We start from the raw sequence: 13863 nt of genomic DNA on the forward strand, positions 1-13863 counted from the left end.
CACCCTTCACCCTTCACCCTTCACCCTTCACCCTTCACCCATTATGCCGTTCGGACTCAGGAGACGCTATTGAGCTAAAAATAGCCTTTTTACGAATCTATCGGACCTAGATGCCGCTATTCCGCAAAAATAGGGGTCAAAAGAGGTGCTGCGACGGGAATAACTGCATTGGAGTCCGAAAAGCTCAGCAAATCAGCATTTAGGTGCTAATAAGTGCAACGGTGTCCGTTAGCGAGAGAGATGCGCACAAAAGTATGGTAAGAAAGATGAAAATGGTGAGAATGTCAAGAATGATGAGATTGGTGAGAATAGTGAAATACTCATCTCAATGAACCACTCACATTCATTTTGAGTATTGGCAGCCCAATAAATGCCGCATATCGCTCAGCTTCTTTAAGTACCAACTTTTCCGTATCGCCCAGCTCGGCAAAAGGATGGATCATAATCTCAATCCCCTTGGTCTTTAGGGTTCTTTTCCATGTACCCACAACCTGACCCTCCACAACAATCGTTGGAAGAAAAACACCATTATTCCCCGGAACTATCAAAGGAGCAACGTTGGGCTCTAGAACGGCACTTCGGTCTTTATAACCCAGAATGTACTCATCAAAACCCGGAAGCAGGTGAACGCCCGAGTCCTCAGCAGTTGGCTCTAGCCGATCAGCAGACACCCAATACTCACTGCCATCAATAACCTCTGATTGCAGTTGACTTTTGGCCGCTTCCAGACCTCTTCTAGCATCGGTAAGGGTTATGCCTGCCCACCAAGCAAAATCTTGAACAGTTGTTAAACCATGTCCAGTGAAATATCTCCGAGCGAGTTCATACAATGACTCATCGTAAGAAAGTTCTCGAAACTGTGGCACCCATTCCTCTAACAAAACAATCGTTTGCTGCTTACCATTCATCGGTCCGAAACAAATCAACCCTTGGTACGCAACATTCCACAACATATGATAACCACGCTGGTTCCCTGTGTGAATACCTTCTTCTTCTATAAGCTGAAGTAGAAGTGCACGATCTAGCTGCTTTCCACCTTGTAAAGCATTAACTATAATATGTCTACAACGTTCTAGTGTCTGATCATCTAGCCCAAGCTCTGCATTCCGCCGCTTTGTTTGTCCCGCTAAACGCGGCACAGATAGCTGATGCATCCACTTTACATCTTCCGGTGGGACAAAATGAAGCGTACCTCGCAGCGTCCAATTCAGAATCATCTTACGATCAGCGATAGCACGCTCTATATCAGCTAAATTCGAAGATGGAGTACGTAACCCGATCGCCCACATCGCCTGCATGTAATCCTGCGCCTGTACTGCCCCTAATTCTTTAACGACCTGTTCAGGCTTGATTAGCTTGTAATCAACGATCTTCTGGTTATATAGACGTTGCGCAGCTATCATTTTATTCGTCACACTTCGCCTCCTTAAGTGATCCTTCTCAAACCATCGTCTAACCTTATTGGAATAATTTTAATATAATTTTTTCCAATCTCATAGTTTTTCTTATTTCTTAGCTGTGGCCCGTCTTACGGCTGGTGCGACTACCGATCCCAACAAATCAATGATTTGCTCAACCTGAGCATAAGGTAAACCACCAATATCAATCTGAGCCAGAAAACGATTGTGTCCGTACAGCTCATGTTGATAAAGGATTTTTTCAATAACCTGTTGTGGGCTGCCTACGAGCAGCGCATTTCTCACACTCATGGCTTCAGCAAATTGGTCTTTAGGGTACGCTGATCCACGAAGCTCTTTCATCATGTGATTTAAATATGGGTAATAGTTACGGAATGCTTGCTGTGAATCTTTATCGATATATAAAAGGGTGGTTGTACCCACCGGCAGCTCTGCCGGATTAAAACCTGATTGTGCGGCAACCTGACGATACATATTCACAGAGGTCTTGAACGCTGAAGCAGGTCCACCTAGAACAGCCAGCATCATCGGGATGCCCATTCTTCCTGCCTTAACTGCACTTGCCGGAGGTCCACCAACCGCTCTCCAGATGGGCAGTTTACCACTCAGTGGCTTCGGAAAAATCTCCATATCATTCAGAGCAGGACGGAATTGCCCTTCCCAGGTAATTCTTTTTTCGTTATTTATTTTCATAAGCAATTCAATCTTCTCTTCAAACAATTCTTCATAATCCCTCACGTCATATCCGAACAGTTCATAAGCTCCTAATCGTGATCCACGTCCAGCAACAATTTCTGCTCTGCCTTCGGATAACAAATCCAATGTCGAAAATTCTTCATGTACACGTACAGGATCCGCTGTGCTCAATACAGTCGCTGAACTGATAAGCTTGATTCGTTCCGTTGCGTTTGCTATAGCTCCAAGTACGACCGATGCTGCTGAAGTAATAAATTTCGGCTGATGACTCTCCCCCACTCCAAATACATCTAATCCAGCATCCTCTGCTAATTTGGCGGCAGTAATGATCTCTTGAATCCGTTGTCGTTCACTGATTGGTTTACCTGTTAAGGCATCTGCAACATGATCACCTAAAGTGTATAAACCTATTTCTAAACCCTTATTCTCGTCGATTCTATATTGTTCCATCATGATGATGTCCTACTTTCTTCGCTGTATTATTGGATAGGATGAAGCTTTGATGCAATCTCTTCCCGGCGTTCTTCCAGAAAAGAAGGCAAGGTCAAATTCTCGCCCAATGTGTCAAAAGATTCATCAATCTCAAACCCTGGACCATCTGTAGCAAGCTCGAAAAGAATATGGTTCGGATCACGGAAATACAAGGAATGGAAGTAATAACGATCAATGACCCCTGTGTTCTTGAACCCTGCAGCTGTGATTTTAGCAGCCCATGCGGTTAATTCTTCCAGATCCTTCACTCTTATAGCCACATGATGGATACTCCCTCTTCCCGGTCTTTCCCGGTCTTGATCATTAACTTCTTTGAGCTGAAGTTCAGTGTACAAGCCGCCTTTAGCTGTTTCATAAATATCCACCATTACCTTCGGGTCACCCATGGATGGCACTCTACGAACTTGTGTATAGCCTAAAATATCCTCCAAAACAGCCTTTGTACGGCTAGCCTCACGAACAGTCAATTCAACGGGACCCAATCCAACAATGGCATATTGTGGTGGAATATCATCAGTAATCCAAGGTTCTACCAGCTGAGTCACATTATCTTTTTCTGCGGACACCAGATGAACCGTTAATTCATCACTATCCTGAAAAGTAAGCGAATTGCGCTCCTCTATACTTACGATTGCTTCATGAGCGACTTCAAATGTATCTAATCTGCTAGCCCAATATACTAAAGCCTCATCGCTAGGAACGAGAAGAGAGATTGCAGAAATACTGTTCGTTCCTTTCCGGGTCTGGCCTGCATTTGGCATTTCAAAAAAGGATACCTCGGTGCCTGGAGCGCCATTAGAGTTGCCATAGAATAAATGGTACATGGTTGGATCGTCCTGATTTACGGTTTTTTTGACAAGTCTTAGTCCCAGTACTTCTGTATAAAACCATAGGTTTTGTTTAGCGTCTTTAGTAATCATTGATACATGATGTTGTCCGGTTATTTGTGGTTGGCTCATTTTAATTTCCTCCTAATATAATTATGGTTTACTAGTAAACTGATGCTGAAAAAAGGAAGCTTTATTCAGAATAAAGCTTTTACAATACTACTGAACTCCTCGTGGAATTCGATTCTCATTCAGGCTATGGCGGTGAATCTTCTTAAGCATGCTGTAAAATACTTTCTTCTCGTCGTCCGTCAGTGGATCGAATAACGAAGCTTGGAAATCCGATTGCAAAGGAAGCACCTTCTCGATAAGCGCCTGGCCCTTTTCAGTTAAAGAAATATACTTCACCTTCCAATCCTGCTTGCGTTCAATCCATCCTTCTTTTTCTAATCTGCCAAGCATATGTGATACTCCACCTTTAGTAATGGTTAAATGCTCGGCAATATCCATTTGTGTCACAGGCTGATGTAATAGTATTTGTACTAACGCATCAAACTGGCTGACCGTTAAATCAAACTGCTTCAAGAACTCATTGGAAAGATCGTTACTATTGTCATAAACTCTTACCAGCCGCAGCCAGATCAATAAGCTTAGTTTGTTGTCTTCAGTGAATCCATTGTCTCGCATTATGCCACATCCATTACTTTGGAATTGGATCTATTTGATTATCAGTTTACTAGTAATCTGATATGAAGTCAAGTTTCGTATTAACTTAAGAAATAGAGAAGCACAGATAAACCATTACTAAACATGTGCGCGCCTATAGGCACTAATATATTTTTTCTTTTCTCATATAGGTAGGCAAAGATTAATCCAGCAGCCATATAGGAGAAGATATTCCACATTTCGTTATAGTTACTCTGGAACACCACGGCTCTATAGACATGTTGAAAGCCAAATAAAAAGGAGGATATCAGATAAGCCAGAAGACGACTCTTCCTGCGGATCGTTCTATAAATGGTAACCCGATATACTAATTCTTCAATCAAGGGGCCAATCCATACCACGTTCACTGTAAAAATAAATGGATACGAGGACAACATTGCCCGTAAATCCACCTCATTAACAGACTTTGTAATAGGATGAAAAATGGAAATTAGTGTGGGGATTAACATACTTCCGATGATAATAATCAAACAAAGTCCCCAAACCATCCATAACATATTACGGACCCAGTATTGTCTGAAATCATAAATAGCTTGTTTATAGAATCCCCTAAAACCTATAATCACTCCTATGTAGATCAGACTATTCAACATTAAGGCCATTCGATTTTGTTGTTCTGGCTGCCAAATAAAAACATGGTTGAGAATCCCCATAACCGGCCTGATCAAGAGAATAGAGAACAACCCTAAAAAGTACATTACTGCTAATATAACGCCTAAGATCAATTGCCTTTTACTTAATTTTTCATCAATCATTATAATCTATTCCCCCAAGTAAAATTGTTAATAGACTGAATATCAACCATTTTAGCATTGGGAAATTTCATATGACTTAATGTAATCTTACATAGACCTTAAATTTGCCGGTTCAGCTCAATTATAATTTCAAACTGGTTATCTTGCGTATTCAGCTGAACAGTCCCTCCATGAGCAGCTATTATTTTTTGAACAATGAGTAACCCTAATCCAGAACCTGCCGGGTTCAAGGCTGATGGTTGGCCGTAATTAATAAAAGTAAGCTTGGCTCCATCATTCACCTTTTCCAGCACAGCTTGAAACGTAGAACCTTGCTCCTGATAAGCGATGGCATTATAAAGCAGGTTTGAGAATACTCGATTCATTCTTTTTTTATCAAACTGTAGAATTATTTCTTCTGGCTCGATTACAAAATCAGGGATCATACCCGCAGCCTCAAGCTCGGGCAACATATGTATCATTTCTTCTCTCAAATATTCTGAGAAATCATCTGTTGTAACATCCAAGCGGAATTCGGGACTTTCCATTCTCGATAATTCAAACAAATCCTGAATCAATACATTGGCACGGATACTATTTTCGTATATTATTTTGGCAAATTCCAAATGTTCTATCCGACCGCTCCCCTGTTCTTTTAGTTCAAGCTCTGCGTAACCCATAATACTTGTTAATGGATTTTTTAAATCATGGGATATATCCAATATTAGATTTTTTCGATTGTTTTCACTCTGTTCTTTTAACGAGGTCTGGATCTGAATCACTTCTGCCATATGATTAAAAGCCTGCTCCAGTTGACTAAACTCCCGATTCCCGCCTACCTGCACTCTTACTGAATAATCCCCATTCTTAACCTTTTTAACAGCAGCGGACAACTGGTCTAAGGGTTTAATGAAACTAACCGCCGTAATTCTCGCATAAATCATCGTGCTTAGAATCAGAATCAACAAATAACCTAACCCAATAAACCCAAGCATTTGAAGGGTATGATCCTGCATAGGTGAATCTGAATTCCAATGGAAACTGCCTGTCATTTTCACTTGTATAGGTAAAGAGACGATCAGCCAAAATTGTTCATGCTCATTATATTCAACAGTGATCATATCTTTGTTAGCGCCAGTATTCATTAGAAAATCCGTAAATTCTTTGACACTAATCTGCTTGGACGTAAATGGATTGTTGCCAATGGAGTGTATGACTTCGTAATTGGAATTTACAACCTGTAAACTGCCCCCAACATCATTAACAACACTAGTGTCAATTCTTTGATAGTCATTTTGCATAAGCTTAGCAGCCGTTAACTGATTATAAATAATGTCCTTAGATCCCAGCCTGTTCATGCAAAACAAAGCAACAATCACCAATATCGTTATAACCGTTGTTATAAGAAAGATCGCGATATAGTTTTTTAACAATTGATAGGATATATTTTGTTTTCTCATCTTATTTACCTGGGTTGTAGAATTTGTAACCTAGTCCACGCACTGTAACGATATATTCGGGATGGTGCGGGTCCCGTTCGATCTTATTCCTTAGACGGCTGATGGTAACCATAATCGTATTATTATCACTATAGAAATCTTCTTCCCACGCCGCTGCATATAACTTTTTGGGCGTAAAAATTTGATTAGGACTCTGCATCAGACATTGTAACACCTTATATTCCTTGGCATTTAGAAGAACTGGACTTTCATTTATGTACAACATACATTCCTTTAAATTCAGCTTCAATTCTCTATGTTGGATTGTTTCTTCAGTTATCGATTGGCTAAGATCGTATACATTTCTTCGTCTCAGCTGCGCCTCAACCCTAGCCACAAGCTCTGAAGCACTAAATGGCTTCACCATATAATCGTCTGCTCCAAGGCCTAAGCCCACTATCTTATCAATTTCTTCACCGCGGGCAGTTAACAAGATAACCGGAATATGGCTTTTCTCTCTTATCCGTCGCAGCAGATTAAGCCCATCAAGCCTGGGCATTACAATATCCAGAATGGCAAGATTTATTTCATGTTGATTAACAACCTCTAAAGCCTCAATGCCATCCTTGGCTTCGAATACTCGATAGGATCGATCTTCTAAATGAATTTTCACTAGTTTTCTTATATCAGTTTCATCTTCAGCAATCAGTATATTCATCGCTTAATTCCCCTAACTATTCTCAAATAGCTGAGTCTTTTCACTCAGTATAACTTGCCAATACCACTTCGGTATATAAAGCCTAAAGAATACATCTGGAACATCATGATTAAAATACCCATGGATCACCATAATCAAATCTATTAAAATCAATAATTCCAAGTTCCTCGACTTCGTAATGATCATACTCCCGTTTTTTCTGATCATAATGGGAATTCCGCCGTTCTCAACAATAACTCTCTGCCGTCGCAGGTCCTAATGTAATATTTCTTGTCCTTTGACCAGCCCTTATGAACCGGTTCAACTCCCTCCCATGTAGAAGCATTCGGGATGTCACTAAAAAATGGAATCATTTCACGACCTCCTTTTAATCAAACTGCTTCACAAAATAGAAAAATTTTCTTATTTATTTCTCAGAAGATTATTTTATTCAATTGATGTTGGAACAACAATAGTGTATGATGCATAGTATAGATCGAATACTGTATGACACATAGTAAGTATAAACGACTTCGACGTCCTCTTAAGGACAGCAAGCGTTTAAACCAAAAATATAAGAACAATTTATAAGAGATTATAAATTCTTATATTTTAAATAATGAGGTGGGTGAATGAGTACTTTATTAAATACTTTAATCACAGAGCTTAGAAGAGGTACGTTAACGCTAGCCGTTTTAAGTCAATTACGAACGCCCCAGTATGGATATTCGCTCGTTCAATTGTTGGAGGAATCCAGCATCATCATCGATCAAAGCACCCTATATCCATTACTTCGCCGATTAGAGAAACAGGAATTAGTGACGAGCAGCTGGGACACATCCGAGAGCAGACCCCGTAAGTATTATGTTCTAAGTGACTATGGCGTAGAGATTTTTTTACAGCTAAAGGAAGAATGGCTTAAGAATTCGAAAGAACTCTACGGCCTATTACAAGGGGAGGATGACCATGAAGCTGATTGAGATTTACATTCATGAAGTTACTCGGAGGTTACCAGAACAAAATCGGGAAGACATCGCATTAGAATTACGATCAACCATCGAGGATATGTTACCGGATGATTATGACGAAAAAGAGGTAAAAGCCGTCCTTGCAAAATTGGGCAATCCAGCTATTTTAGCTAGTGAGTACCGCGATCAGCCCATGTATCTCATCGGCCCACGCTATTTCGATTTATATGTTACGTTATTAAAAATGATTATACCCATCGCTGTAGTTGTTTCTTTAATCGCTCTGGTTGCTGATTACTTGATTGGCTACAGCGGCGATAAAACAGTTGCGGATATTGTTACTGCAGTTATAAGTACAGGAATTGGAACCTTTCTTGAAGTAGGCATCCAAGTCTTTTTCTGGATAACTGTTGTGTTCGCTATTATCGAACGGGCGGATAAAGGAAAGGAAGGTCATCCTCTTACTACAAAATTAAGGAAATGGACTCCTGATGATTTGAAGGATATCGCGCTTGTCCATAAGAAAAAAGCAATTACAAGCTTCGAAGTGTTCGGAAGTTTACTGTGGACTGCCATTTGGGCTACTGTTTATTTTAATGCTGAACACCTGATCAGAGTCTATAGAGGCGGTGAAGGCGCACTTAACTTCGTGGCCCCAGCTTTTAATCAGCATGTATTACTTGATTATTGGCCTATTATTCTTATTGTGATCGGATTAGAAGTCGCGTTAACTATATATAAATTAATCAAGAGACAATGGACTAGAAAATTAGCATTATGTAATACGGCCCTTGAGCTCATTGTGCTTATTGTATTCGCTGTTATCCTTATAAATCCGAATGTATTTAACCAAGAATTCATTAACTACATGTCTAATTTATTAACCACTACAGCTAACCAATTTGAAACGGGGCTAGTAGGTGGAGGTATAGCAGTCTTGATTTTAGTTGCGGTCCTCAATATATATGAAGGCTTCCGCAAGGCTCGCCTCTAGTATTCACAGAACGGCGATTCTCCTGTTATTTGGAGAATTGCCGCTTTGTTTTCTGACTCGTTGAATGCCTGCTTCAAATGCAACAACTTCAACATTGTCAGCCCCCTCTGAGAGTTACGGACCCAGATGACGTTATTTGCACATTTTCTGCCTTTGGAACAGGGCTTCGGACTCCAATGACGCTATTCCCTAGAATCAGCTCCATATCGGGGGTGTTTCAAGGCAATAGCGGCTATGCGGTCCGTTGGCATCCCAAAAGTGCGATATTTCTGGGTTTAGAGTCATCTGTGTCCGATAGGTGTTTCGTATGTGCAAATGTTGGCGAAGAATACGAAAAAAAGGAGTTGTCTCAGCAGCCATTCAGGGCATATGGGACAACTCCTTCTGATTTAATTAAATAGTTCAAGCTCGATAACCGTATCCATCTCATCAGGTAACATCGCGCCTTTTAATGTAATAAAAGCTCCACCGTCAACATCCGAATATTCCTCAGCCATCCACGGCGCCTCCACCTTTAGCTCGGTACCATCACGTAGTAATCTTGCCTTTTTAATCTTCCCTTTCAGACCTTGGAAATAGATCGGGCCAATTCCACGGTCGTAGACATGCGCATACAATTTATTGCCCTTTTGCGTATAACGTCCCCACTCTGGCTTAGGTAGCAAAGACTTCCCGCATCCATAAATACTATCTCCATTAAGGCGCATCCAATCCCCAACTTCGTCAAGGATAACCAGTGATTCCCGCGTCATTTCACCTTTGGCATCTGGTCCAACATTGAGGAGCAGGTTACCATTCTTACTGATACATTCGACCATCGTACGGATGACTTGCTTGGTCGATTTATAATTCTTATCCTCGGAATGATAACCCCAGTTGTCATTCAGGGTAATGCAGGCTTCCCAAGGGATGGATTGGCCGTTTACGTCAACAATGCCGCCAGGCGGAATGATCTGCTCGGGGGAGAAGAAATCTCCAGCATACTCCTCAGGTTCTGCCGCACGAATATTGCCACCTAATCGATTGTCGATAATAATATCAGGTTGTATGGAACGAATCATCCGGATAAGCTCCGTCGCCTTCCACTTCTCCCCTGTCATATTATCGTAGGAGAAGTCAAACCACATAATGTCGATTTTACCGTAATTGGTGAGCAGTTCCTTTACTTGCCCATGCATATACTCCAAGTATCTATCGAAATCAATCGGCTTATCTTTGACCGCTTCGTTATCCCGATCAGGATGTGCCTTATCTCCATAACCGGGATAATCCTCATGGTGCCAGTCTATGATAGAGTAATATAGACCAACTGCAATACCTTCAGCACGGAAAGCGTCTACATATTCCCGCACTAGATCACGCCCAGCGGGCGTATTAGTCGCTTTGAAATCAGTCAGCTTACTATCGAACAGACAGAACCCGTCATGATGTTTGGTCGTAAGCACAGCGTATTTCTGACCCGCAGCTTTGGCTGCACTTGCCCATTTCTTCGGATCATATCGTGAGGCGTCAAATTCATCGAAATACGTCATGTAATGCTCTCTACTCATCCGCTCGTTGCCGCGTATCCATTCCCCTCTAGCAGGAATTGAATATAAACCCCAATGGATAAACATCCCGAACCTATCCTGTAAGAACCATTTCGTTCTTTCTTCTCTTGTACCCATCTCTCCAACTCCTCCGTTAATGAAAGCTGTGAATCAATCTTTCACTCCACCTAAGCGGTATGGAATAATGCTGCTGCTCCAATTAGGCCTACATCATCTTTGAGAGCGGCAGGTTCAATTGTAAAAGTACCCTTATAAGGATCCATGACAAATAGATCCGTCTTCTCCACCAGTGCAGGGAATAACAAATCTCCAGCCTTACTCACGCCTCCACCGATCACGATCCGATCAGGATTGAACGTATGTACTGCATTGGCTAGACCTAGTGCCATATAATGAATACTCCGGTCAATAACCTCGACGGCCACGGGATCGTTAAGTGCCATGGCTTCAAATACGTGCCGCGAAGTAATTTTTTCTCCATTTATATTAGCCAGTTCCGTAATCATCGACGGGCTGCTCTCCATACTTCGCAGCGCCATATCCCGAATCGCTGTGCCCGAAGCGAAAACTTCCCAGCAGCCGAATCTTCCACAGCTGCATTCCGTTCCGTTCGGGTCAATAATATTATGACCTAGTTCACCAGCAAATGAATTTTTGCCAAGAAGCAGCTTGCCGTCAATGACGATACCTGCTCCAATCCCTGTGCTAAAGGTAACATAAACCATGTTGTCTGCACCTTTGCCAGCACCTCGGACATACTCGCCCCAAGCCGCAGCGTTCGCATCATTCACTACCTTTACTTCAACGCCTAGCACCAACTCCATCCAGTGCTTCAGTGGGACATTATCCCACTCCGGAAGATTGGTGCCGTGAATAACGATCCCGTCCTGGCTATTTACAGCTCCGGGAGAAGCCAGACCCACTCCTGTGAGTGGTCGCCCTTCGGATACGGAGCGGATCATATCGATCATTCGCTGCACCACTTCTTTAGCGGTACGTGCCCCAGCCGTTTCCATCAATTCCCGTTTCAACACGGTCCCCTTTGAATCGAACAATGCTGCGGCAATTTTTGTGCCTCCTAAATCGATTCCAACTACGTAGCTCTCAACCTTCTGCATAACCCATTCACCTTTTCACTATCTATTATTAGCCGTTAGAATGAATACTCTCCGCTAACGCCCGTAAGGCTGCTGGATCGATTGGCGACAAAGCGTCTTTATCATAACGAACAGCCGACCCAAAATGCACTTCTGTTACTCCAGTCTGATGTATAAATGAAGTAATACCTTCCGGCTTCAGACCGCTTCCAGCCAGTATACTTACCGTTTTACCCCTTGATTCCTCGACTAGCTTCCGCATAGCAGGAATAGCTTCAGGTGCCGGACCTGGCCCGGCAGAAGTGAGTACACGCGTAATTTGCGGATACTTACAAAGCGTTCGATAACCTTCTATTTGATCCTTCAACTCATCAAAAGCACGGTGGAAGGTTACTTGCAATCCCTCGGTCAACGGCAATAATGTTTCAAGCGCTCGCTCGTCGATAGTCCCTTCCGGAGTTAACGCACCAAGCACAATCCCCGCCGCACCGCTGGCTGCAATTTGCTTTATCTCTGCTGCCAACGTCAAAATGTCATACTTTGAATAGCAAAAAGAACGGCTGTGCGGGCGAACCATAACAAACGCAGGAATGTTAACCGATTTGGCAACTTGTTGCACCAATCCTATCCCTGGTGTTAATCCGCCTTCCGTAATCGCAGTAATGAGCTCCAGGCGGTCAGCCCCATTCGCTTCGGCTGTAAGAGCATCGTCCATACAAGTAGCGATGACTTCCAATCTCATAACTTTCCTCCACTCTTCCGGTTGTTATTGTTGTGCCTGTTTCATAACATAATCAGCGAGCAGTCGAGCACCATAGCCCGTTGCTCCAGCTTCTGAATACCCCACATCCTGTTTGTACTGAACCGTCCCAGCCATATCAATATGGACCCAGCTCAGCGATTCCGCTACAAAGCGCCGTATAAAAAGCGCTGCTGTAATCGCACCTGCAAAAGGTGAAGTACTAACGTTGCGCAGATCAGCGTAATTGCTTCGAAGATCGACTTCGTATTCATCCATAAGCGGCATGGGCCACAGTCGTTCTCCATTGCGCTCACCGATTTCGACGAGGCTCTGCGTCATCTCTCCATCACCCCATATGCCGGCGATACCTAATCCTAACGCTGCGCCAACATTTCCAGTAAGTGTTGCAATATCAATGACCTTAGTTGCCCCGATATTTGCTGCATGAATAAGAGCATCCGCGATAATAAGCCGCCCCTCGCCATCCGTATTTGCAACCTGAACCGTCAGCCCATTAGGATAGCGTATAACAGACGATGGCAGCATTGCTTCAGCATCAGGTACGTTATCAACAACTGGGATCAATGCGGTCACATTTACATGAGCTTGATTCCGTACTAAAATATCCAGCGCGCCAATAACAGCTGCTGCGCCACCCATATCCATACGTGCATCGCTAATATCACTTGCGGTCTTAACATTCATCCCACCCAAATCGAAGGTAACACCTTTACCCACCAATGCCAGCATTGGCAATTCAGGGTTACTCTCATAGCGAATTTCAACGAGGGCTGGGGAGTGTTTACTGCCTGCTCCAACCGCCAGCAACCCATTCATCTGTAGGTCAACCAGCTCCTGCCCCCGGTAGACATGAACTTTCACTGCTGCGTTATCACGCTCGAAATATTCGACCATCCATTCTGCGAACCGATCCGAATTTAGAGTCCCGGGCACCTCATTCACCAGATCGCGAGCAACCACTGCTCCTTCAGCGCGCATGCGGCCAGTACTTAGTACAACTTCCAGTTCAAGCTTAGTCAGTTCAGGCCAATCAGCTGTCTGGAGCAGCAAATCAACTGAAATGTCTATTTTAGTAACACCACGATAGGTTTGAAAACGATATAATCCGAGAAGCCAGCCTTCAATCCATGCTTGAAGCTCATCCGCAGCGGAAATATTACTTTCTGCTGTCCTACGAACAAATGAAGCTGAATTTCTTCCTTCTCTTAGGGCTGTACGGGCGGCAGATCCCGCTGCTCGGCGAACTTTCTCAAGCGTAAGAGCCCGGCGTTTTCCCATTCCAATAGCTATCACATCGGACTCTTCCTCAGAGCGAGCATATAACCATGTCACACTGCCACTCTGTTTGTGAGCTTCTCCCAGCCGAAGAGGAAAAGCCTCCTCTTCATAGGCTAAGTAGATAAGCGTATCCGCCCCATTAGCGGAATCGAACAAGATATTCATAGCTGTCCCTTCTTTTCCG

General features: G+C 42.9%; 14 protein-coding genes. 2 read left to right on the plus strand and 12 right to left on the minus strand.

Annotated elements, in window-relative coordinates:
• Positions 1–320: 320 nt before the first annotated feature.
• The 8 genes from MHI25_RS20415 to MHI25_RS20450 all read right to left on the minus strand — a co-directional run bounded on the left by MHI25_RS20415 (position 321) and on the right by MHI25_RS20450 (position 7403).
• Positions 321–1415: a winged helix DNA-binding domain-containing protein gene (locus MHI25_RS20415; RefSeq protein WP_339168675.1), complete on the minus strand. Its 1095-nt coding sequence runs from the start codon at positions 1413–1415 to the stop codon at positions 321–323.
• Positions 1416–1505: 90 nt separating this feature from the next.
• Positions 1506–2567 carry an LLM class flavin-dependent oxidoreductase gene (locus MHI25_RS20420; protein WP_340394113.1) on the minus strand — a complete coding sequence of 354 codons (1062 nt, stop codon included), beginning with the start codon at positions 2565–2567 and terminating at the stop codon, positions 1506–1508.
• Positions 2568–2593: 26 nt separating this feature from the next.
• On the minus strand, positions 2594–3565 hold the full coding sequence (locus tag MHI25_RS20425) for a ring-cleaving dioxygenase (RefSeq protein WP_076190569.1): 972 nt from the start codon (positions 3563–3565) through the stop codon (positions 2594–2596).
• Positions 3566–3652: 87 nt separating this feature from the next.
• Positions 3653–4120: a MarR family transcriptional regulator gene (locus MHI25_RS20430; RefSeq protein WP_076129882.1), complete on the minus strand. Its 468-nt coding sequence runs from the start codon at positions 4118–4120 to the stop codon at positions 3653–3655.
• 80 nt (positions 4121–4200) lie between these two features.
• Complete coding sequence (locus MHI25_RS20435) at positions 4201–4914, minus strand: type II CAAX endopeptidase family protein (RefSeq protein WP_340394116.1); 714 nt, start codon at positions 4912–4914, stop codon at positions 4201–4203.
• 98 nt (positions 4915–5012) lie between these two features.
• A complete protein-coding gene (locus MHI25_RS20440; RefSeq protein WP_076183110.1) occupies positions 5013–6353 on the minus strand; it encodes a HAMP domain-containing sensor histidine kinase in 1341 nt (446 codons plus the stop codon).
• Position 6354: 1 nt separating this feature from the next.
• Positions 6355–7050 (minus strand): response regulator transcription factor, encoded by a 696-nt coding sequence (locus MHI25_RS20445; protein ID WP_076281473.1) that lies wholly within the window; start codon positions 7048–7050, stop codon positions 6355–6357.
• 203 nt (positions 7051–7253) lie between these two features.
• Positions 7254–7403, minus strand: coding sequence for a hypothetical protein (locus MHI25_RS20450; RefSeq protein WP_179089375.1), 150 nt, complete (start codon positions 7401–7403; stop codon positions 7254–7256).
• A gap of 258 nt (positions 7404–7661) precedes the next feature.
• On the opposite strand from MHI25_RS20450, the gene MHI25_RS20455 reads away from it, so the two are divergent.
• Positions 7662–8009, plus strand: a complete 348-nt coding sequence (locus MHI25_RS20455) for a PadR family transcriptional regulator (protein WP_076301754.1) — start codon at positions 7662–7664, stop codon at positions 8007–8009.
• Positions 7996–8991 (plus strand): hypothetical protein, encoded by a 996-nt coding sequence (locus MHI25_RS20460; protein WP_076190558.1) that lies wholly within the window; start codon positions 7996–7998, stop codon positions 8989–8991. The genes MHI25_RS20455 and MHI25_RS20460 overlap by 14 nt, the downstream gene beginning before the upstream one ends.
• A gap of 389 nt (positions 8992–9380) precedes the next feature.
• On the opposite strand, the gene MHI25_RS20465 is transcribed toward MHI25_RS20460, so the two are convergent.
• From MHI25_RS20465 to MHI25_RS20480, 4 genes are read right to left on the minus strand one after another with little or no spacing between them, the layout of a single operon-like run.
• Positions 9381–10658 carry an alpha-L-fucosidase gene (locus MHI25_RS20465; RefSeq protein ID WP_076190556.1) on the minus strand — a complete coding sequence of 426 codons (1278 nt, stop codon included), beginning with the start codon at positions 10656–10658 and terminating at the stop codon, positions 9381–9383.
• 50 nt (positions 10659–10708) lie between these two features.
• On the minus strand, positions 10709–11659 hold the full coding sequence (locus MHI25_RS20470; protein WP_076190554.1) for an ROK family protein: 951 nt from the start codon (positions 11657–11659) through the stop codon (positions 10709–10711).
• Positions 11660–11687: 28 nt separating this feature from the next.
• Positions 11688–12380 (minus strand): copper homeostasis protein CutC, encoded by a 693-nt coding sequence (locus tag MHI25_RS20475; RefSeq protein ID WP_340394119.1) that lies wholly within the window; start codon positions 12378–12380, stop codon positions 11688–11690.
• A gap of 24 nt (positions 12381–12404) precedes the next feature.
• Complete coding sequence (locus MHI25_RS20480) at positions 12405–13844, minus strand: leucyl aminopeptidase family protein (protein WP_340394121.1); 1440 nt, start codon at positions 13842–13844, stop codon at positions 12405–12407.
• Between the last annotated feature and the right edge of the window lie 19 nt (positions 13845–13863).

This window comes from Paenibacillus sp. FSL E2-0177 (assembly GCF_037992975.1).
Classification (GTDB): Bacteria; Bacillota; Bacilli; order Paenibacillales; family Paenibacillaceae; genus Paenibacillus_AQ; species Paenibacillus_AQ odorifer.

Coding starts and splice junctions, on each gene's coding strand:
- MHI25_RS20420 (WP_340394113.1), bottom strand. CDS start 2,567: ATGATGGAACAATATAGAATCGACGAGAATAAGGGTTTAGAAATAGGT.
- MHI25_RS20425 (WP_076190569.1), bottom strand. CDS start 3,565: ATGAGCCAACCACAAATAACCGGACAACATCATGTATCAATGATTACT.
- MHI25_RS20430 (WP_076129882.1), bottom strand. CDS start 4,120: ATGCGAGACAATGGATTCACTGAAGACAACAAACTAAGCTTATTGATC.
- MHI25_RS20435 (WP_340394116.1), bottom strand. CDS start 4,914: ATGATTGATGAAAAATTAAGTAAAAGGCAATTGATCTTAGGCGTTATA.
- MHI25_RS20440 (WP_076183110.1), bottom strand. CDS start 6,353: ATGAGAAAACAAAATATATCCTATCAATTGTTAAAAAACTATATCGCG.
- MHI25_RS20445 (WP_076281473.1), bottom strand. CDS start 7,050: ATGAATATACTGATTGCTGAAGATGAAACTGATATAAGAAAACTAGTG.
- MHI25_RS20450 (WP_179089375.1), bottom strand. CDS start 7,403: ATGATTCCATTTTTTAGTGACATCCCGAATGCTTCTACATGGGAGGGA.
- MHI25_RS20455 (WP_076301754.1), top strand. CDS start 7,662: ATGAGTACTTTATTAAATACTTTAATCACAGAGCTTAGAAGAGGTACG.
- MHI25_RS20460 (WP_076190558.1), top strand. CDS start 7,996: ATGAAGCTGATTGAGATTTACATTCATGAAGTTACTCGGAGGTTACCA.
- MHI25_RS20465 (WP_076190556.1), bottom strand. CDS start 10,658: ATGGGTACAAGAGAAGAAAGAACGAAATGGTTCTTACAGGATAGGTTC.
- MHI25_RS20470 (WP_076190554.1), bottom strand. CDS start 11,659: ATGCAGAAGGTTGAGAGCTACGTAGTTGGAATCGATTTAGGAGGCACA.
- MHI25_RS20475 (WP_340394119.1), bottom strand. CDS start 12,380: ATGAGATTGGAAGTCATCGCTACTTGTATGGACGATGCTCTTACAGCC.
- MHI25_RS20480 (WP_340394121.1), bottom strand. CDS start 13,844: ATGAATATCTTGTTCGATTCCGCTAATGGGGCGGATACGCTTATCTAC.